The 19,527-nt window shown below is 54.7% G+C and carries 21 protein-coding genes; 16 read left to right on the forward strand and 5 right to left on the reverse strand.

Annotated features, from left to right (window positions below; translation table 11 throughout):
• The first annotated feature begins 10 nt into the window (after positions 1-10).
• The 8 genes from OH144_RS06390 (at position 11) to argH (ending at position 8,840) form a co-directional block, all read left to right on the forward strand.
• Positions 11-1,213, forward strand: coding sequence for an argininosuccinate synthase (locus OH144_RS06390; RefSeq protein ID WP_266205471.1), 1,203 nt, complete (start codon positions 11-13; stop codon positions 1,211-1,213).
• Positions 1,201-2,205 carry an N-acetyl-gamma-glutamyl-phosphate reductase gene (gene argC / locus OH144_RS06395; RefSeq protein WP_266205472.1) on the forward strand — a complete coding sequence of 335 codons (1,005 nt, stop codon included), beginning with the start codon at positions 1,201-1,203 and terminating at the stop codon, positions 2,203-2,205. The genes OH144_RS06390 and argC overlap by 13 nt, the downstream gene beginning before the upstream one ends.
• A gap of 150 nt (positions 2,206-2,355) precedes the next feature.
• Positions 2,356-3,510: an aspartate aminotransferase family protein gene (locus OH144_RS06400; RefSeq protein WP_266205473.1), complete on the forward strand. Its 1,155-nt coding sequence runs from the start codon at positions 2,356-2,358 to the stop codon at positions 3,508-3,510.
• The gene (locus OH144_RS06405) at positions 3,510-4,460 is read left to right on the forward strand and encodes an N-acetylornithine carbamoyltransferase (protein ID WP_266205474.1); all 951 of its coding nucleotides are present in this window, start codon (positions 3,510-3,512) and stop codon (positions 4,458-4,460) included. Before OH144_RS06400 ends, OH144_RS06405 begins: the two co-directional genes overlap by 1 nt.
• A gap of 116 nt (positions 4,461-4,576) precedes the next feature.
• Entirely contained in the window at positions 4,577-5,365 is a 789-nt protein-coding gene (gene argB / locus OH144_RS06410) for an acetylglutamate kinase (protein WP_266205475.1), read from the forward strand.
• Between the two features lie 94 nt (positions 5,366-5,459).
• On the forward strand, positions 5,460-6,287 hold the full coding sequence (gene proC, locus OH144_RS06415; RefSeq protein ID WP_266205476.1) for a pyrroline-5-carboxylate reductase: 828 nt from the start codon (positions 5,460-5,462) through the stop codon (positions 6,285-6,287).
• Between the two features lie 15 nt (positions 6,288-6,302).
• A complete protein-coding gene (locus OH144_RS06420) occupies positions 6,303-7,370 on the forward strand; it encodes a M20 family metallo-hydrolase (protein WP_266205477.1) in 1,068 nt (355 codons plus the stop codon).
• Positions 7,371-7,505: 135 nt separating this feature from the next.
• The gene (argH, locus tag OH144_RS06425; protein ID WP_266205478.1) at positions 7,506-8,840 is read left to right on the forward strand and encodes an argininosuccinate lyase; all 1,335 of its coding nucleotides are present in this window, start codon (positions 7,506-7,508) and stop codon (positions 8,838-8,840) included.
• Positions 8,841-8,924: 84 nt separating this feature from the next.
• Here the strand turns inward: argH and OH144_RS06430 are convergent, their stop codons facing one another.
• On the reverse strand, positions 8,925-9,611 hold the full coding sequence (locus tag OH144_RS06430) for an MCP four helix bundle domain-containing protein (RefSeq protein WP_266205479.1): 687 nt from the start codon (positions 9,609-9,611) through the stop codon (positions 8,925-8,927).
• Between the two features lie 184 nt (positions 9,612-9,795).
• On the opposite strand from OH144_RS06430, the gene OH144_RS06435 reads away from it, so the two are divergent.
• From OH144_RS06435 to OH144_RS21515, 5 genes are all read left to right on the forward strand, one after another.
• On the forward strand, positions 9,796-10,518 hold the full coding sequence (locus OH144_RS06435) for a C39 family peptidase (RefSeq protein WP_266205480.1): 723 nt from the start codon (positions 9,796-9,798) through the stop codon (positions 10,516-10,518).
• Between the two features lie 3 nt (positions 10,519-10,521).
• Positions 10,522-11,997, forward strand: coding sequence for a RimK family protein (locus OH144_RS06440; RefSeq protein WP_266205481.1), 1,476 nt, complete (start codon positions 10,522-10,524; stop codon positions 11,995-11,997).
• The gene (locus tag OH144_RS06445) at positions 11,972-13,246 is read left to right on the forward strand and encodes a carboxylate-amine ligase (protein WP_266205482.1); all 1,275 of its coding nucleotides are present in this window, start codon (positions 11,972-11,974) and stop codon (positions 13,244-13,246) included. The genes OH144_RS06440 and OH144_RS06445 overlap by 26 nt, the downstream gene beginning before the upstream one ends.
• On the forward strand, positions 13,240-13,956 hold the full coding sequence (locus OH144_RS06450) for an N-formylglutamate amidohydrolase (RefSeq protein ID WP_266205483.1): 717 nt from the start codon (positions 13,240-13,242) through the stop codon (positions 13,954-13,956). The genes OH144_RS06445 and OH144_RS06450 overlap by 7 nt, the downstream gene beginning before the upstream one ends.
• Positions 13,957-14,080: 124 nt before the next feature.
• Complete coding sequence (locus tag OH144_RS21515) at positions 14,081-14,710, forward strand: YqaE/Pmp3 family membrane protein (protein WP_323134780.1); 630 nt, start codon at positions 14,081-14,083, stop codon at positions 14,708-14,710.
• 214 nt (positions 14,711-14,924) lie between these two features.
• On the opposite strand, the gene OH144_RS06460 is transcribed toward OH144_RS21515, so the two are convergent.
• Entirely contained in the window at positions 14,925-16,031 is a 1,107-nt protein-coding gene (locus OH144_RS06460; RefSeq protein WP_266205484.1) for a PAS domain-containing sensor histidine kinase, read from the reverse strand.
• A 187-nt stretch (positions 16,032-16,218) separates the two neighbouring features.
• On the opposite strand from OH144_RS06460, the gene OH144_RS06465 reads away from it, so the two are divergent.
• The gene (locus tag OH144_RS06465; protein ID WP_266205485.1) at positions 16,219-17,145 is read left to right on the forward strand and encodes a J domain-containing protein; all 927 of its coding nucleotides are present in this window, start codon (positions 16,219-16,221) and stop codon (positions 17,143-17,145) included.
• 35 nt (positions 17,146-17,180) lie between these two features.
• On the forward strand, positions 17,181-17,537 hold the full coding sequence (locus OH144_RS06470) for a hypothetical protein (RefSeq protein ID WP_266205486.1): 357 nt from the start codon (positions 17,181-17,183) through the stop codon (positions 17,535-17,537).
• On the opposite strand, the gene OH144_RS06475 is transcribed toward OH144_RS06470, so the two are convergent.
• The gene (locus OH144_RS06475; protein ID WP_266205487.1) at positions 17,524-18,273 is read right to left on the reverse strand and encodes a pseudouridine synthase; all 750 of its coding nucleotides are present in this window, start codon (positions 18,271-18,273) and stop codon (positions 17,524-17,526) included. The two genes, OH144_RS06470 and OH144_RS06475, sit on opposite strands and share 14 nt — an antisense overlap.
• Positions 18,274-18,451: 178 nt before the next feature.
• Between OH144_RS06475 and OH144_RS06480 the strand changes: the two genes are divergently transcribed.
• Positions 18,452-18,652: a hypothetical protein gene (locus OH144_RS06480; protein WP_073851015.1), complete on the forward strand. Its 201-nt coding sequence runs from the start codon at positions 18,452-18,454 to the stop codon at positions 18,650-18,652.
• 3 nt (positions 18,653-18,655) lie between these two features.
• Here OH144_RS06480 and OH144_RS06485 read toward each other — a convergent pair whose 3' ends face one another.
• Both OH144_RS06485 and OH144_RS06490 read right to left on the reverse strand, forming a co-directional pair.
• A complete protein-coding gene (locus OH144_RS06485) occupies positions 18,656-18,916 on the reverse strand; it encodes a hypothetical protein (protein WP_266205488.1) in 261 nt (86 codons plus the stop codon).
• A gap of 16 nt (positions 18,917-18,932) precedes the next feature.
• Positions 18,933-19,349, reverse strand: coding sequence for an STAS/SEC14 domain-containing protein (locus OH144_RS06490; protein WP_266205489.1), 417 nt, complete (start codon positions 19,347-19,349; stop codon positions 18,933-18,935).
• Between the last annotated feature and the right edge of the window lie 178 nt (positions 19,350-19,527).

Here is a 19,527-nt window from a genome sequence, read left to right on the forward strand (position 1 = left end):
AAACATAGAAATGAAGAAAGTAGTTTTAGCCTTTAGCGGCGGCCTCGACACCTCCTACTGCGCCATTTACCTGGCACAGGAGCTCGGCCTGGAAGTATACTCAGCCATTGTAGACACCGGCGGTTTCTCGGAAGAGGAGCTGAAAGAAATTGAGCGCAGGGCCTACGCGATGGGCGTAAAACAGCACACCCACCTCAACGAGACAGAGCACTTTTATAACAGCTGCATCCGCTTCCTGGTGTACGGCAACATCCTCAAGAACAACACCTACCCCTTGAGCGTGAGCGCCGAGCGCGTAACACAGGCCATCGCCATTGCCAACCATGCGAAAAGTATAGGAGCCGACTATGTGGCTCACGGCAGTACCGGTGCCGGCAACGACCAGGTGCGCTTCGACATGGTATTCCAAGCGCTGATTCCTGAGGTGGAGATCATCACCCCGATCCGCGATAAGCGACTCTCGCGCGAAGAGGAGATCACCTACCTGAAAGAGCATGGCGTGGAGATGGACTTCCAGAAGGCGCAGTATTCGATCAACAAGGGCATCTGGGGAACATCCGTGGGAGGCAAGGAAACCCTGACCTCGCACCTGCCGCTGCCGGAGGAGGCCTATCCTACACAACTGAGCAAAACCGAGCCGGAGCGCGTGACCTTACACTTTGAGAAGGGCGAACTGAAAGGCGTTAATGATAAATCGTTTGAGCACCCGGTACAGGCCATCCAGTACCTGCAGGAGCTGGCCGCGCCCTTTGCCATTGGCCGCGACATGCACGTAGGCGATACCATCATCGGCATTAAAGGCCGTGTGGGCTTTGAGGCGGCCGCCCCGATGGTCATCATCAAGGCGCACCACTTGCTGGAGAAGCATGTGCTTACCAAGTGGCAGCTCTACTGGAAAGACCAGCTGTCGGCCTGGTACGGCAACTGGCTACACGAGGGGCAGCTGCTCGACCCGACCATGCGCGACATCGAGGCTTTCCTGGAGAGCACCCAGCAAAACGTAACAGGAAAAGTGTTTGTGCAGCTAGCGCCTTACCACTTCCAGGTGCAGGGCATTGAGAGCGCACACGACCTGATGAGCGATAAGTTTGGCAGCTACGGCGAGATGAACCGCGCCTGGACCTCCGACGACGTGAAAGGCTTTGCCAAGATCTTCGGCAACCAAACCAAAATGTACCACACAGTAAACAACACAGCGGAATGGGCGGATTAAGTATAAAAGCAGGCATTGTAGGCGGCGCAGGCTATACCGGCGGCGAACTGCTGCGCCTGCTCCTCCACCACCCCAATGTAGAAATTGCCTTTGTGCACAGCAACAGCCAGGCCGGCAAGCCGGTATATGATACGCACCAAGACCTGTTCGGGGATACAGACTTATACTTTACTGACGAGTTGCAGCAGGGCGTGGATGTGCTGTTTTTGTGTGTAGGGCATGGGGCGGCAAAGCAGTTTTTAGAGGCTGCGCAATTGCCAGCAAGTGTAAAAATCATCGACCTGAGCCAGGACTTCCGCTGGAATGAAAGCTTGAAGGAAGCGGTAGTAAGTGGCTGTGAGAGAGATTTTGTATATGGGCTGCCGGAACTGCAGCGCGAAAGTATAAAGCAGGCGCACAGCATCGCCAACCCCGGCTGCTTTGCCACCGCTATTCAACTGGCGCTGCTGCCGCTGGCGCAGCAAAACCTGCTGACCGAGGAAGTGCACGTAAGTGGCATCACGGGTAGTACCGGTGCTGGCCAGAGCCTGAGTGCCACCTCGCACTACAGCTGGCGCAGCGGCAACATCTCCAACTATAAAGTCCTCAACCACCAGCACCTGCACGAGATCCGCCGTACCCTGCAGGGGATGCAAACCAATGCATTGCCAGGTATAAACTTTGTGCCGTACCGTGGCCCTTTTACCCGTGGCATACTTTGCACCAGTTATACCCGCTGCGGGCTAAGCCAGGAAGAGGCAGAACAACTTTACCTTAGCTTTTACAGTACCCATCCGTTCGTGAGCATCAGCCAAAGCACCCCGGACCTGAAGCAGGTAGTGAACACAAACAAATGCCTGCTGCACCTGCAGAAGGAAGGCGATTACCTGGTCATCACCAGCCTGATCGATAACCTGCTGAAAGGAGCCTCCGGCCAGGCCGTGCAGAACATGAACCTGCTGTTCGGGCTAAACGAGCAGGCGGGGCTAAGGCTGAAGGCATCGGCCTTTTAAGATCGTTATGCGTTGCTCGTTATTAGTTATTCGATTCAGCTTATAGACCTGAACAACAGTTTAACAATACAACCATCAACAATTAAATATATGTACGTCGAGTATTTCCTTTATTGTTTAACCTCTTACCTCTAAATCATACTTCACAGCATGAACGTATTTGATGTTTATCCGCTCTTCGATATCACGCCCGTTCGGGCACAAGGCGCCTACGTCTGGGACGACAAAGGCACGCGTTACCTCGACCTATACGGCGGTCATGCCGTTATCTCCATCGGTCACAGCCATCCGCACTATGTAAAGCGCATCGCGCGCCAACTCTACGATATTGGTTTTTATTCTAACTCGGTGCAGATACCGATGCAACAGGAGTTGGCTGAGAAACTGGGCCAACTCAGCGGCTACGAAGATTACAGCCTTTTCCTGTGCAACTCAGGTGCCGAGGCCAATGAGAACGCCCTGAAGCTGGCCTCATTCCAGACAGGTCGTAAAAAAGTCATTTCTTTTAAAGGCGCTTTCCATGGCCGTACCTCTGCCGCCGTGGCCGCCACCGACGACGCCAAGATTCAGGCGCCGATCAACAAGACGGATAACATCATTTTTCTACCCCTGAACGATATTTCGGCCTTCTGTTCGGCTCTGCAGGAACATGGCCCCGAACTGGCCGCCGTGATTGTGGAGGGTATACAGGGTGTGGGTGGCGTGCAACTGCCGGAGCCGGCCTTCCTCAAAGCGCTTGCGGCAGGTTGTGAGAAAGTGGGCGCGCTGCTGATCCTGGACGAGGTGCAATCGGGCTACGGACGCTCGGGCAAGTTCTTTGCCCACCAACACGCGGATATCAAGCCGCACCTGATCACGATGGCCAAAGGAATGGGCAATGGCTTCCCGGTGGCCGGTGTGTTGATTCACCCGGAAATTGAGGCCAAGCATGGGATGCTGGGCACTACGTTTGGCGGCAATTACCTGGCCTGTGCCGCAGCCCTGGCCGTAGTGGAAGTGATAAAGGAGGAGAACCTGATGGAAAACGCGCAACACATTGGGCAGCGCCTGATGAACGAGCTGCGCCAGTTTTCAGGTGTTAAAGACGTGCGCGGCCAGGGACTTATGATCGGTGTGGAACTCGACAAGCCATGCGCCCCTATCCGCAAGCAGCTGCTGGAGGAATACCAGATCTTCACTGGCTCCTCGTCTGATAAGAATACGCTGCGCCTGTTGCCTCCGCTGGGCATTGGCCTGCGCGAAGTAGAGAAATTCCTGGAGGCTTTCGAGGCTATCCTTTATCAAACCGAACCACAATCCATCTAATGAGAAAGTATACTTCTGTGCACGATGTGGCCGACCTGAACCAGCTGGTGGAGGAAGCGCAGCACCTGAAAGAAAACCCCTACAAGTATAAAGTCCTCGGCGAGAACAAGACGCTGGGCCTTATTTTCCTGAACCCAAGCCTGCGCACGCGCCTGAGCACGCAGAAAGCCGGCCAGAACCTGGGCATGAATGTGATCGTGATGAACCTGGACAAGGAAGGTTGGGCGCTGGAGACGCGGGAGGGAGCCGTGATGAACGGCACCACGGTGGAGCACATCAAAGAAGCCGCCGCCGTGATGGGTGCGTATTGCGACATCATCGGTATCCGCTCTTTCCCGAAACTGCAGAACCGCGATGAGGACTATAACGAAGAGCTACTGCAGCAGTTCATTAAGTATAGCCAAAAGCCTATCGTGAGTTTAGAATCTGCCACCCGCCACCCACTGCAAAGCCTGGCCGACCTGCTGACCATCAAAGAAAATGCCGCTGCCGGCAAGCGCCCGAAAGTAGTGCTGAGCTGGGCACCGCATATCAAGCCAATCCCGCAGTGCGTGGCCAACTCATTTGCCGAGTGGATGGGGCAGGCCGACGTAGACCTGGTGATCACGCACCCGGAAGGCTATGAGCTGGCTGAGGAGTTCACCCAAAACGCCACTGTGACGACCAACCAACAGGAGGCGCTGCAGGATGCCGATTTCGTGTACGTAAAGAACTGGTCGAGCTATTCTGAGTATGGGCAGGTGCTCACGGACGGCGAAGGCTGGATGCTGACGAACGAGAAGCTGCAGGCAACCAACAATGCCAAAGTGATGCACTGCCTGCCGGTGCGCCGCAACGTGGAGCTGAGCGATGAGATTCTGGACGGGCCAAACTCGCTGGTACTCGAGCAGGCCAATAACCGCACCTTCGCGGCCCAGGCCGTGCTCAAGCGCATGCTGGAAGCTTTATAAGAGACAATAGACAAAGGAGTTTGTGACAAAAGACCAGTCAATCCTATATGGCTGTCCTTTGTCATAATTTCTTTTATCATCTTTGTCCTTTGTCAAACAGTCTTTTGTCAATAATAATGATCATAGTAAAGATAGGCGGCAACATCCTGGACAGCCCGGAGCGGCTGCAGTTGTTTCTGGCGGACTTCGCCGCTTTGCCGGGTCCAAAACTGCTGGTACATGGCGGTGGCAAAATTGCTTCTGCCTTTGGCCAGCGACTGGGCATTACGCCTAAAATGGTGGAAGGACGCCGCATTACGGATGCCGAAACGCTGGAGCTGGTAACGATGGTGTATGGCGGCTTGGTGAACAAGCAGGTGGTGGCCAAGCTGCAGGCACTTGGCTGCAACGCCATTGGCCTTACCGGCGCTGACGGCAACATTATTCCGGCACAAAAGCGGCCTGTTAAAACAATTGATTATGGTTTTGTAGGCGATGTGTCTGGCCCGGAAAGTATAAACGTGCCCGCGCTGGAGGCCATGATAGAGGCAGGGCTTACACCTGTCTTTGCCCCACTCACCCATGATACCCAGGGCAATATGCTCAACACGAACGCCGATACCATTGCCTCTGTGCTGGCTACGGCACTGGCGACGAAGTATAAAGTACAACTGATGTACTGCTTCGAGAAAAAAGGCGTGCTGCAGAATGCCGAGGATGAGGAGTCTGTTATTCCGCACATCACTGCTGAAAAGTATAAAACGCTGAAAGAAGAGGGTGTGGTAAGTGCCGGTATGGTACCAAAACTCGATAATGCCTTTGCCGCGCTGGCACAGGGAGTACACGCGGTACAGATTGGCGACGCTGCAGCTATCGCGCAGATGGCAGCCGGAGGAGGACAGGCAGGAACATTGATTACGCTGTAGCTCAATTAGCTGTGTCACGCCGGGTTGCTACATGGCATGCTAAAATTGCTTATATTGCTATTATGGCAAAGTGCCCTTTTCTAAAACAGCAGCAATGACAAGTAAATCGACAGAAAGCAAGAAAATAGCCATCATAGGCGGCGGCAACATGGGTGTGGCCCTGGCTAAGGGAATCGTTGCCTCTGGTCTGCACCAGGCAAGCGACATCACTCTTACCCGCCGCAACCTTCGCTCACTCGAAAGCCTGGCGCAGGAAGGTTACCAGGTAACCAGCCATAACGAGGCGGCAGTGGCGGCAGCCGATATCATCATACTGAGCATCCTGCCGCAACAGCTCAACGGTGTGCTCGATGCTATTGCCGCTGTAGTTGATCCGCAGCGCCACCTGTTCGTTTCCATTGTGACCGGGGTGAAGGTGGCCGATATTGTGCAGCGTGTGGGTAAAGAGGTACAGGTGATCCGAGCCATGCCCAACACGGCCATTGCCATCCGTGAGTCGATGACCTGTATTGCCGGAAGTCAGGCGACAGAGGAGAATCAGGCGCTGGTGCGGCAAATCTTCCAGGCCGTTGGGGAGACGGTGGAGATAGAGGAGGAGCTGATGACTTCTGCCACCGCGCTTTGTGCCTGCGGCATTGCTTTCTTCCTCCGCTCCATACGCGCGGCAACGCAGGGGGGCACCGAAATCGGCTTCCATGCCGGGGATGCGCTGCGCATGGCAGCACAAACGGCAAAAGGTGCAGCATCCTTGCTGCTTCATTTCCAGAGCCATCCCGAAAACGAGATCGACAAGGTTACTTCTCCGAAGGGATGCACCATTGCCGGACTCAACGAAATGGAGCACCACGGCTTTAGCTCTGCCATGATCAAGGGCATTAAAACATCCTCTCATAAAGCCGAGCAGCTTTATAAAAACGAATAATTACAACACCAAAGCATGACTGACGGAAACCTCTACAACGAGGCTGTAGAACTTCTTAAATCATTGATTCAAACCCCTTCTCTTAGCCGGGAAGAAGACAAGACGGCTGCTCTGATTGAGCAGTTTCTGAAAAGGCATGGGGTAGCGAACGTACACCGCGAGCAGAACAACGTCTGGGCCTTTAACCGATATTATAACCCAGAGCTGCCCACGCTGCTCCTCAACTCGCACCACGATACGGTAAAGCCCAATGCCGGCTACACGCGCTATCCATTTGAGGCAAGTATAGAGAATGGAAAGCTTTATGGCCTGGGCAGTAACGATGCCGGAGGCTGTCTGGTGTCGCTAGTAGCTGCGTTTTTATACTTCTACAACCGTAAGGATTTAACGTATAACCTAGCGCTGGCGGCCACGGCAGAAGAGGAGATCAGCGGGCGAAACGGCATCGAAAGCATACTTGCGCAACTTGGTCCCCTGGAGGCAGCTATTGTAGGAGAGCCCACCGAAATGCACCTGGCCGTCGCCGAGAAAGGACTGATGGTACTTGATTGCATTGCCCAGGGCAAAGCCGGGCACGCCGCCCGTGAGGAAGGTATCAACGCCATTTACGCAGCGCTTCCGGATATTCAGTGGTTTCAGAGCTATACGTTCCCGGAGGTATCGGAGCACCTGGGTCCGGTAAAGATGAGCGTAACGGTAGTACAGGCCGGTACGCAGCATAACGTGGTGCCCGACACCTGCTCCTTTACCGTGGACGTGCGCCTGACGGACGCTTACACCCTGGAGGAAGTGCTTGAAACGATACAGCAAAATGTAAAAGCGGAGGTAAAGCCGCGCTCCATGCGCCTCAAGCCTTCCAGCATTCCGATGGAGCACCCACTGGTGCAAACGGGTATACAATTGGGCCGCAAAACCTACGGCTCACCCACCACCTCCGATCAGGCCCTGCTGCCGATTCCATCGCTCAAAATGGGTCCGGGCTTCTCCGGCCGTTCCCACATGGCCGATGAATTTATTTACCTTCAGGAGATAGAGGAAGGTATAAATCTTTACATCGAGTTGCTGGAGAAAGTAATTTCTTAATGACGAGTGATTAATGAATAATTATTGATGCAGATAATCTGAATAAGCCATACTTAAAGCTTTTATTCTTTCATCATTCATCCAATACTTATTAATTCACTCATCCACTCAATCACGCATTCAAAATTGAAAAGTATGAAGCTTTGGCAGAAAAACACGGCGGTAGCCGCTGAGATAGAGAAATTTACCGTTGGCCGCGATGCGGAGCTGGACATGGAGCTGGCGCGCTTCGATGTGCTGGGCTCGCTGGCGCACACGCAGATGCTGCAACGTATCGGCCTGCTCACGGCAGAGGAGCTACAGGTGCTGCAGGCAGAGCTGAAGAACATTTACAAAAGTATAGAAGCAGGTGAGTTTGCCATTGAGACCGGCGTGGAGGACATTCACTCGCAGGTAGAGCTGGAGTTGACCAGAAGAGTGGGTGAGGCGGGCAAAAAGATCCACAGCGGCCGCTCACGCAACGACCAGGTGCTGGTAGACCTTAAGCTGTACTTCCGCCACCAGCTACAGGAGGTGGTGCAGGAGGTACAGGCTTTGTTTGAGGTGCTGCAGGCCCAGAGCGAGAAGTATAAACACGTGCTGTTGCCGGGCTACACCCACCTGCAGGTGGCGATGCCCTCGTCCTTTGGCCTGTGGTTTGGCGCCTATGCCGAGAGCTTGGTGGACGACATGCAGCTGCTGCTGGCCGCTTATAAGATAGCCGACAAAAACCCGCTGGGCTCTGCGGCTGGCTACGGCTCCTCCTTCCCGCTCAACCGCCAACTGACCACCGATCTGCTGGGCTTTGAAAGTATGAACTATAACGTGGTGTACGCGCAGATGGGCCGTGGCAAAACCGAACGCACGGTGGCGGTAGCCCTGGCAGCCGTGGCCGCCACTCTGGCCCGCATGAGCATGGACCTGTGCCTGTACATGAGCCAGAACTTCAGCTTTGTTACGCTCCCTGACCACCTGACCACCGGCTCCAGCATCATGCCGCACAAAAAGAACCCGGACGTGTTCGAGCTGCTGCGCGGCAAATGCAACAAGCTGCAGGCCCTGCCCACCGACATCAGCATGTTGCTCATCAACCTGCCCTCAGGCTACCACCGCGAGATGCAGCTGCTGAAGGAGAGCCTGTTCCCGGCTTTCCAGGAGCTCAGGAGCTGTCTGCAGATGATGGCCTACATGGCCGAGCAGCTGCAGGTGCGGGACAATATCCTGCAGGACGAGAAGTATAAATACCTCTTCAGCGTGGATGCCGTGAACGAACTGGTGCTGCAGGGAATGCCTTTCCGGGATGCCTATAAAGCGGTGGGCGAGCAGATCGAGGCCGGCACTTTTGAGGCTCCGGCGGAGGCCACCCATACCCACGAAGGCAGCATCGGCAACTTGTGTAACGACCAGATAGCCGGGCAGATGCAGCAACTGGTAGAGGCCTTCAATTTTGCGCGCGTGCAGCAGGCCTACGAGAAGCTCACTGAGGAATAGGATACTGGCTTTTAGCGCAGTATGCCAAACGAGTAAAGCCGGTGGCTGAGGAAATCCTAACAGATTCCCTCAGCCACTTGCTTTTTAGTTCAGGTGGTATTTCTGCGGTTTTATGTTGTTGAGTTTGCGGGAGGACTGCAGCAGTGTGCCCACCAGTAAGGCAAGTATAACGGCCAGTGCAATCACAAGGTAGGAGAGCACCTTTAGCGTTTTCATCTGGCGTTCGGCGTCTTCATACAGCTCCTGGCCCACCTGCTCCTGCAGCTGGCTGAGTGCATGCAGGGGCTGCAGCAGCTTCTGGAACGCCGCCATTCCCTCGTGCCGAAACAGGGCCATGGCCGCTGCTTTATCGCCGGTGTGGCTTTTTACAAGAATGGTTTGCTGGGTCTTCGCATAGTTTCTATCCGCCTCCAGGTAAGCCTGCAGGTCCTGGCTCTCCTGCGTGGTGAGGTAGGTGGCCTGGAACTTGCGCAGCAGGGAGTCCAGCTCGGCCTCGTGTCGTTCTATTTCCGCCATAATGCGCTGCTCCTCCTCCGGCGAGGTGGCCAGCAGGTGCTCCTCCAGCAGCAGCCGGTTCTGGTAATAGCGCTCCTGCATCGCCGAGATATCCAGCGCCGGCACCAGCCTGTCGGCATAAACGGACTTAAACTGCCCGCTCACTTTGGTCATGCTGTAGCTCACAAACCAATTGGCCAGTAAAATGATCAGGAATACAATCCCCAAGGCAAGGGCAATACGGTTACGGTTGCCTATTCTGAAGCTCCAACTCATAGTATCAGACGCATTTTCACCTTAATATAAACTATCTATCGGGGAATGCCAATTTTCGGCCGCGTCTTTGTAGCAGGGCACCTTTGCTTTAACACGTATTATCTTTAATATATTCAAAAACTTATGGTTGCTGCAGCGTATAAAAGACACATTGTTGTGCCATTTTTAAGCCAGAAGTTTTTAAGTGATCCCGATAAAAATCCACACCCAACCCGACGACTCCACCTGCGGCCCCACAAGCCTGCACGCCGTGTACCGTTACTTTAAAGATCCGATCTCACTGGCCGATGTCATAAAGGAGGTGCCCTCGCTGGACGAGGGGGGCACGCTCGAAGTTTTGCTGGCTTGCCACGCGCTTAAGCGGGGATACCGCGTCCGCATTTATACTTACAACATGTTCGTGTTCGATCCCTCCTGGATCGGGCTGAGCAACGAGGAAATCATACTTAAACTGGAGGAGCAGCTAAAGTATAAAAAGAGCCCGAAGCTGCACCGCGCCACGCAGGCTTACATCGAGTTTCTGCGGCTGGGCGGCGAGCTGCGCTGCCGCGACTTGAACAAGCAGTTGCTAAAAAGATACTTCGACGCAAACATCCCGCTCCTCACAGGACTAAGCGCCACTTACCTCTACCAAAGCGCCCGCGAGTTCGCCGATGAACAGGGAAACTCTATTTACGATGATGTGCAGGGTTACCCGATGGGGCATTTTGTGGTGCTGTGCGGCTTTGGGGAGGACCAGAAAAGCATTGTAGTGGCAGACCCTTACCGGGAGAACCCCTACTTTGGAGACAACTACTACGAAGTGAAGGGTACGCACCTTGTCAACTCCATTATGCTGGGTATGGCCACCTACGATGCTAACCTGCTGGCTATACTTCCCGCGCACTATGAACCCCTCGAAGATTAAATCATGCGAAAAATAATTATAGTCGACTATCCCAAGGACTGGGAGGAGGCGATAGAAGATACCGAGGTAGTCGATGCCCAGACCTACCTTACCAGTTCTACTTACACCGATATTCGCAGCGCGCGCATCTTTAACCTGTGCCGCTCGCACCGCTACCAGAGCGCCGGGTATTACGTGTCGCTGCTGGCCGAGGCGCGGGGCCACAAGCCCATCCCCAGTGTTACCACTATGCAGGACCTGAAAAGCCCCACCATTGTGCGCGCCATTACCGTGGAGATGGAGGACCTGATCCAAAAGAGCCTCTCCGGGCTGCGCTCCGATAGCTTTACGCTGAGCATCTACTTCGGTCAGAACCTGGCCCAGAAGTATGAGAAGCTGTGCAAGGCCCTACACGACCACTTCCAGGCGCCGCTGCTGCGGGCGCAGTTTGTCTACAAGGATAACTGGGTGCTGCAGAGCATCTCGCAGGTGCCGATCAACGAGGTGCAGGAGGAGCACCGCAAATACCTGAAGAGCTACGCCAAGGCTTACTTTGCGCGCCAGCGTTTCTCCGGTGCCCGCATCAACCGCAAAGCCTATGATCTGGCTATACTAATAGATCCACAGGAAAAAGCGCCGCCATCGAACGAGCGGGCCATTCAGCACTTCGTGGACGCCGCCGATAGCATGGGCTTTTACACCGAGCTGATCACCAAGGACGATTACCGCCGCCTGCCGGAGTTCGACGCGCTCTTTATCCGGGAGACGACGGCTGTGAACCACCATACCTATCGCTTTGCCCGAAAAGCCTTCGCCGACGGGCTGGTGGTGATCGATGACCCGGTATCCATCCTGCGGTGCACCAACAAGGTATACCTGGCCGAGTTGCTGGCGAAGGCAAAAGTTCCTATTCCAAAAACCATGATCATCCACAAGGATAACCGCAAGCAGGTAGAGGATGAGCTGGGGCTGCCCTGCGTGCTCAAACTGCCCGACAGCTCCTTCTCGCAGGGCGTGGTGAAGGCCAAGAATAAAGAGGAGCTGAAGGAGGAACTGAACAAGATGCTGGAGACCTCGGAGTTGATCATAGGGCAGGAGTACACGCCCACCGACTTCGACTGGCGCATCGGGGTGCTGGACAAGCAGCCGCTTTATGCCTGCAAGTACTACATGGCCAAAGGGCACTGGCAGATCTACAACTGGAATGGCAAGAAGCAGGACGAGGAGGGCGACGGCGAGGTGATCCCCTTTGAGCAGGTGCCGTTTCATGTGCTGCACACGGCCCTGAAAGCGGCCAACCTGATCGGGAACGGGCTTTACGGTGTGGATGTGAAAGAGATAGACGGCAAGGCCTACGTAATTGAGGTGAACGACAACCCTAGTATAGATGCCGGGGTAGAGGATAAGATCCTGAAAAAGGAGCTTTATACCGCCATCATCAAATCAATAAAGCAACGCATAGACAACCACAAGAATGGAAACGGCAGAACCGAAGGATAGCACCAAAAAGACACTGCACCTCTTCGAGGGATTCGGGGTGGAACTGGAGTACATGATCGTGCAGCAGGGCAGCCTGCAGGTGCTGCCCATTACGGATAAGCTGATTTACGACGAGGTGGGCGAATACCTATCGGACGTGGAATTCGGCGATATTGCCTGGAGCAACGAGCTGGTGCTGCACGTGGTGGAACTGAAGACGCAGGGCCCCGTGCAAAGCCTGGCGCGGCTGCAGGAGAAGTTTCAGGCGCACGTGCACAAGATAAACCGGATGCTGGAGAAGTATGACGCTATGCTGCTGCCCACCGGTGCGCACCCGCTCATGAACCCCTACACCGACACCAAGCTGTGGCCGCACGAGCACAATGCCGTGTACGAAGCCTATAACCGTATCTTCGACTGTCGGGGCCATGGCTGGGCCAACCTGCAAAGCACGCACCTGAACCTGCCTTTTTACGATGATGCCGAGTTTGAAAAACTGCATGCCGCTATCCGGGTGCTGCTGCCTATCATGCCGGCGCTCAGCGCCTCCACGCCTATCCTGGATGCCGCAGTGACAGGGCTGGCCGACGCACGGCTGGAAGTATACCGACAGAACCAGCGGAAGTTGCCCCGCATCACAGGCAAAGTGATCCCGGAGGCTGTCTTCACGAAAGCTGACTACGAGGAGCAGGTGCTGCAGCCCATGTACCGCGAGGTGGCCCCGCACGACCCGGAGGGCACGTTGCAGGAGGAGTTCCTCAACTCGCGGGGCGCCATCGCCCGCTTCGGGCGCAACACGATTGAGATCCGCCTGCTGGATATACAGGAGTGCCCGGTGGCGGACATGGCGGTGCTGCAGGCTGTGGTGACGGTGCTGCAGACGCTCATAGCCGAACGCTGGGTGCCGCTGCACGACCTGAAAGCCTGGCACGAGGACCGGCTCTCCGCTATATTTTTAGAAGTGATTGCCAAAGGCCAGGAAGCCATACTGACTGATCCGGGTTACATCCGCCTGTTTGGCCTCGAATGTCAGGAGAGCTGCACTGTTGGGGAGCTCTGGAAGCACCTGGTGCAGGAGGTCCTGGTGTTGGAGGACCAGCCGGAGGTGGCCAATGCCTTACATGTTATTGTTTCCCGTGGCAACCTTTCCAAGCGGATACTGGACGCTGTAGGCGATGCGCCTTCAGAAGAAAAGATCCGGGAGGTGTACCGTCAGCTGGCGGAGTGCCTGCAGAAAGGGAGCGTTTTCTTACCTGATACACCATGCTAAAAGTTTTAATTACCTGCGAGCACGGCGGCAACGATATCCCGCCGGCTTATGCAGGACTTTTTACCGCAGAGCAGGAGCTACTGCAGTCGCACAGAGGATATGATAAGGGCGCGCTGCAACTCCTGGAAACCTTGAAAGTAGTAGCCGATAAAACGTTTCACTCCACCACCTCGCGGCTGCTGGTGGAACTGAACCGCTCCCCGCACCACAAAAGCCTCTTCTCAGCTATCAGCCGGGGCCTTCCTCAGCGAGAGAAGGAGCAGATTCTGAAGGAGCACTACCAACCCTACCGCGAGCGGGTGGAGGAATTGATAGAAGACCTGACGATGGTAGGGCACCAGGTGCTGCATATTTCGGTGCACAGCTTTACCCCGGTGCTGGACGGGGAGGAGCGGCAGGCAGACATCGGCTTGCTCTACGACCCGAGGCGCAGGCGCGAACGCGATTTTTGCCGCTCCTGGAAAAAAGCGCTGAAGGAGCAGGGACCGGAGCTTGTGGTGCGTTTCAACTATCCGTACCTTGGCATTGCCGATGGCTTCCCGACTTACCTGCGCCGCAGGTTCACGGAGGAGCAGTACGCGGGCGTGGAGCTGGAGGTAAACCAGAAGTTCCCGGAAAGGGGCGGCAGGCAGTGGGAGCAGGTGCAGCAAACGATCCTGCGCAGCCTGAAAAGTATAATCTCAGCGTATAAAGCTGAGGAGGGAGGATGAAAATCCAGTATAAGGAAAACAAAATATCTTCATTTGTAGTATTTAAAGTATGATCAACCTTCCATGCTCCTGCACAAGAGGCTATTATACACATTTCGTAAATGTTTAACTTGAAAGAAAGACTATGAGAATTAAGAATTTACTCCATTTGGTTGTGGTACTGGCATTAGGGCAATTCCTCTTTTCCTGTAGCTCAGCAGAATACTATAAGTTTTCACCGGGTAAGCCGGAGGCCTATAGCACGGTAAAAGAGAAGCCGGCCCCGGCTCCGGAGGTTGCCGAGGTGGAGCCCGTGGCCCCGTCTGTTGCTGAGATTGCCCTTGCCGCTGCCGAGGAGAAAGAGGCCGCCGCCGCTGAGCCAGTGCTGGAGGCCACCACCAAGCCAGCTCCTGCGGTTGCCCCACGCAAATCTGCAGCTGTGGTAGAGACCCCTGCCGCCAAAGAAGAGGTAAAACTGGAAGAGCGCGAGATGACCGTAGCAGAAGCCGAGGCGCTGGCCATGGCCAAAGAGCGCCTGGCCGACATGACCAAAGCGGAGAAAAAGGAACTGAAGAAGGAGGTGAAGGAAATGATGCGCCAAGGCGGGTCGCGCACCTCGGTAGTGGAGATTATACTTGCCATCATACTTCCGCCGCTGGCTGTGTTCCTGCACGACGGTATCGGCACTTCGTTCTGGATCAACATTATCCTGACGCTGCTGTTCGTGCTCCCGGGTATCATTCACGCCCTGCTAGTGGTAACAGACACGATCTAACGTACAAGCAATACCTAAACAGGAGAAGCACCATGCAAGTGGTGCTTCTTTTTTTTGCTTATACTGCTGCACCAGGCCTTCAAACGAAAGCTGCATGCAGGTTTTCAGCATGGTGAATGACTTCGAGAGCAGCTGCACCAGGCCTTCAAACGAAAGCTGCATGCAGGAGCTCTGGCAGGAAATCCATGGATTGGACGCCTCTGAAGCCTTCGGCTTAGTCCTTCGGTAGTTCTATGTAGAAGGTAGTTCCCACATTTTCCTTGCTCTCAAACCAGATGCGGCCGTTGTGCCACCCCACAATGGTTTTGATGATAGACATTCCCAGCCCTGTGGATGGTTCTCCCCGTAGCCCTTCCCGCCTGGCCTTGGTAAATTTATCGAACAACTCCCCATGGTAGCGTTCGGGGATGCCAATGCCGGTATCCTTTACCGTTATCAGTATAGTGGCTTCTTTCTCGCTCAGGTCGATGGAGATGACGCCGTTGTCGGGGGTAAACTTAATGGCGTTGGAGAAGAGGTTGTTGATGACCTGCATAAACTTGTTTTCATCTATCAAGGCATAAAACCTGGTGCCCGAGTAGGTGAACCGGATGTCCTTCTGAATGTGCTTCTCACCTTCCTTGTACTGCTCGATGATGTTGTCTACTTTGGAAACGAGGTTTATCCTTTTCTTGAGCAGTCCGGAATGGGAGGACTCCAGGAATTCCTGCTGCACAAAGTCACGGATCAGGCGCACGCTTCGCTCGCTGCTTTCCCGGATGATGCGGATCACCTTGCTCACCTCCGCATTCTGATACTGTCCTGTACTTTGCGCAAGCACGTCTGACAGGGCCTGGATATTGGCCAGCGGACCCGCCAGGTCGTGGGACAGGATCTCCAGGATTGAATTTTTCTTGGCCCCAAACTTCTCCAGGGTACCTATGTTATCCCGGGCTACCGTAACATCATCCAGAAAACCGGCTACATACTTTTTGCCATCCGCTAAAACCAGCAGCTCAGGGAACAACTGTAGCCATTTTATGGATTTATCGGGAAGTATGATTCTGAACTCCAGGTTATTCTTGATGATTCCCTGCAGCAGTTCGTGGTATTCCTGCACCAGGAATTCCCTGTCCTCCGGATGAACGAGGTTGAAGACAATACCCGGGTTGCTGTACACGCTTTCCGGGGTGCGCCGCCAAACGTAGCTGAATGCCTTGTTCAGGTACGTAATGGCACCCGCCTCCACATCATAAGAAAAAACGACTCTGTTTGTCTGGGAGATCAGCTTTTCAAATATTTCACCTTGAATCTTGTCGATCATGATAGATTGCGTTTGCACCTCTTTACTAGGTTTAGAGGTATAACGTTTTATGTATCAATCGTAAGGGATGGGTGCCACATCACCTGTGTTGATACCCATGAACATACAACTGCAGTGAGCTACGCAGGTTTATACTTCCTCCCATTGGCACAGGAAGAACTACCTGCAGCACAGATGACGTATGATATAGAAACCGTTGAGTAAAATGGAATACAAGGACTACTATAAGATTCTGGGCGTACAGAAAAATGCACCGCAGGCAGATATAAAGAAGGCCTATCGTGCGCTGGCCAAGAAGTATCACCCTGACAAGAACAAGGACAATCCGCAGGCTGAGGAGCGGTTCAAAGACATTAGTGAGGCGTATGAAGTGCTGGGCGACGAGGAGAAGCGGAAGCAGTACGACCAGCTGGGCGCCAACTGGCGGCAGTTCCAGCAGGGTGGGCCCGCCGGGCAGCCCTATGGCGGACGGCCTGGTGGCGGCTTCCGGGGCGGTGACTTCAGCGATATGTTCGGAGGCGGTGGAGGAGGAGGTGGCTTCTCGGACTTCTTTGAGCAGTTTTTCGGCGGCGGTGCGCGCGGCGGCTTTGGTGGCGGCCAGCGAGCCCGGAAAGGCCAGGATTACCAGGCCGACATGGAAATTACGCTGCAGGAGGCCTTTACCGGCACCAGCCGCCTCCTGAATGTGAACGAGCAGCAGCTCCGGATAACTACCAAGCCCGGCGTGGCCGATGGGCAGGTGCTGCGCATCAAGGGGAAAGGGGCGCCCGGCCCGGCAGGAGGAGATCCCGGCGATTTATATATTAACGTACATGTGCTGCCTGACCGCCGCTTTGAGCGTAACGGGGATGACCTAACCGTATCGCTACCCGTGGATATGTATACCGCTATACTTGGCGGCGAGGCCCAGGTAAACACCATGAGCGGTACCCTGAAGCTGAAGATCCCGGCGGGGACCCAAAGCAGCAAAACGCTGCGGCTGCGGGGCAAGGGCATGCCGCGCTACGGGCACGCCAGCCAACACGGGGATCTTTACGTAAGAATAGAGGTAACGCTGCCTACCAGCCTGAGCGCCGAGGAGCGCGACCTGCTGGAGCGCCTCCGCGACCTGCGGAAAGCCAAGGCAGCGTAGTGTTGTTGCGTACCATCTTATAGCCATACTTAGCTATGTTAGTGACCATTGAACAAACCCGGACCTACACGCCGCTGGAGAATTTCCTGGATAGCCTTGCCGATAAGGAACTGACCTGCTATGCCACAGACCTGTTGCAGCAGCACGGTTGCGGAAGTATGGATGAACTGAGCCATGCCGTAAGGCGCGCCACGGAAGTATGTACCAGCATGCATTTGCCCCTCAACGAGAATTTCAAGCCGGTGTATCGCTCCCAAAATGGGGAGGTGGTGCAGGACTGGCGCCTCTCGCCGATGGCCTACATGCTGACGGTGCTGAATGCTGATTCCAAAAGCGACCTGGTGGCCCGTACGCAGATAGAGATGGTGCGCCGCTTTCTTAACACTCCGTAAACTGTGGCAGCGGCTGCGGCAGTGCTTGCTGCGCTGCCAGCACCTGGCTCCAGCCAAACTGCTGGCAGAGGCGTAGCGTGTTGTGCGGCAGCTGCGCTTTTATACTTACCGCCTCGCCCGTGAAGGGGTGCTTAAAGTATAGCTCTGCGGCGTGCAGCAGCATGTACGGGCTTTGTAACTCCTCCAAAAACATTTTGTTATGCCGCCAGTCGCCATGGCGCTTATCGCCCACAATGTAGTGCCGGATGTGCGCAAAATGCTTGCGAATCTGGTGCATACGGCCAGTTTCAGGCTTTATTCTTACCAAACTATAACGAGAGGTCTGGTAGCGGCCAACCGGTATCGGCAACTCTACGGTAGCCAGTCGCTCGTAATGCGTCACGGCATCCTGCGGCGCTTTGTGCTTATGGTCTTTATCGGGGCGGATGGGGTTGTCGATGGTGGCGGCCTCGGGTGTGTAGCCGCGCACGATGGCAAAGTAGGTCTTATCGGGCTCGCGGGCCTCAAAGGCCTGCACCACCGGCGTTGCCGCCTCCGGTGCTTTGGCAAAGAGCAACACGCCGGAGGTCCCTCGGTCGAGGCGGTGCACCGGGTACAGGTGATAGCCTAGTTGGTCGCGCAGCAGCTGCAGGGCAAACGCCTTCTGTTCTTCGGCTATGCGCGTGCGGTGCACCAGCAAACCATTCGGCTTGTTAATAGCCACATAATGCGCATCCTCATAAATTATCTCTAACACAGTATCCTTGTTTTCTGCAAAGATAGGCAAACCATACGTTATGGCGGCTGTAGGGCGGCTTCGGCTATACGTTAAAGTATAAAGTGGCAGCGGGAGCCGTTTATTTTGGTGCCGGTAAGGGATTTGCTGGCGCGGCTCGTATCTTTGCCGACATTACTATCCGCAGAAACAGCAGCACATGGCCATTTCCATAGACAATCTCCGCAGGGGCAAGAAGTACAGGCTAACGAACTACGGGGAAACTTTTGAGTTCCAGGTGGTGGACATGCCGGAGGAGAACGAGTACCGTGTAAAAGACCTGCTGACCCTGGAGAAATACCTGCTCAACGACCTGCTCAAGTATGGCAAGGGCAGGGACTTTGACCTGGAGGAGCTGTAGCCCTCAGCTGCGGCTTACGCTCCCTTTCTTCTCCCAGTGGCTTTTCAGGATGATGTTGCCCTGCGGCTGCCGCACAATCCTGCGCACGTAGCGCTCCCCGGCTATACTTCCGTCCTCATTGCGCCTGCCGATAAACAGCGTGACCGGCTCCCCCAGCTCATTGGTGATGTAAGTGATATCCTTTCCTGCATAGTGCTGGTCGTAGCGCTGCCTTGGCTCATATACTTTCTCTAAGATCTTCTCCAGCTTTGGATTGAGGGCCATACGTCGTTTCCATTATTTAAGCGCGCTGCTGCGCTCCGTTCAACAACCATTTATAGGCTTCGTCTTTGCTATAAAACACCCGAAACTCCAGCTGGTTCTGTTTTAGCTGGTTGATGCATTCGTACATCTTATAGGATACGACCTCCTGGAAGGCATCGGGCGGTACTACGCGGGCGTAGCGCTCTATCTTAAGGTTTTCAATGATGCCGGAAGCATAGGCCGATACCCAGTGCTGCATGGCCATCACCAGGTTTACCCCAGCCGAGTTATCCGAAAGGAAATAACGCAGCTCCTCTTGCAGAGCAGTTTGCAGGCTCAGCGAATAAGCTTCCTTAAATTCCTCGTCGGTGGTCTGGCGGTGCCATGTTACCTCTAGCAGGCTCCCTTCCCGGTAAACAGTCACTGTTGCAAAGTCCCTTCTCAGAATATCCATAGGCGAAAAGAATGCACCCAAGGGTAGCATAAACTTATACTTACGGGAGGATCGGAAAACGGGTGCCGCTTATAAGATATCCCCCAAATCAGCGTTAGTAATTTTTAGGCAGAAAAGGCTGCTCCGGCATCAACGCCGCCGCCAGCGCACCGTATATTTAGAACGAAAAGGAGGTACA

Origin of the sequence: Pontibacter kalidii (genome assembly GCF_026278245.1) — a bacterium.
GTDB classification, from domain to species: Bacteria; Bacteroidota; Bacteroidia; order Cytophagales; family Hymenobacteraceae; genus Pontibacter; species Pontibacter kalidii.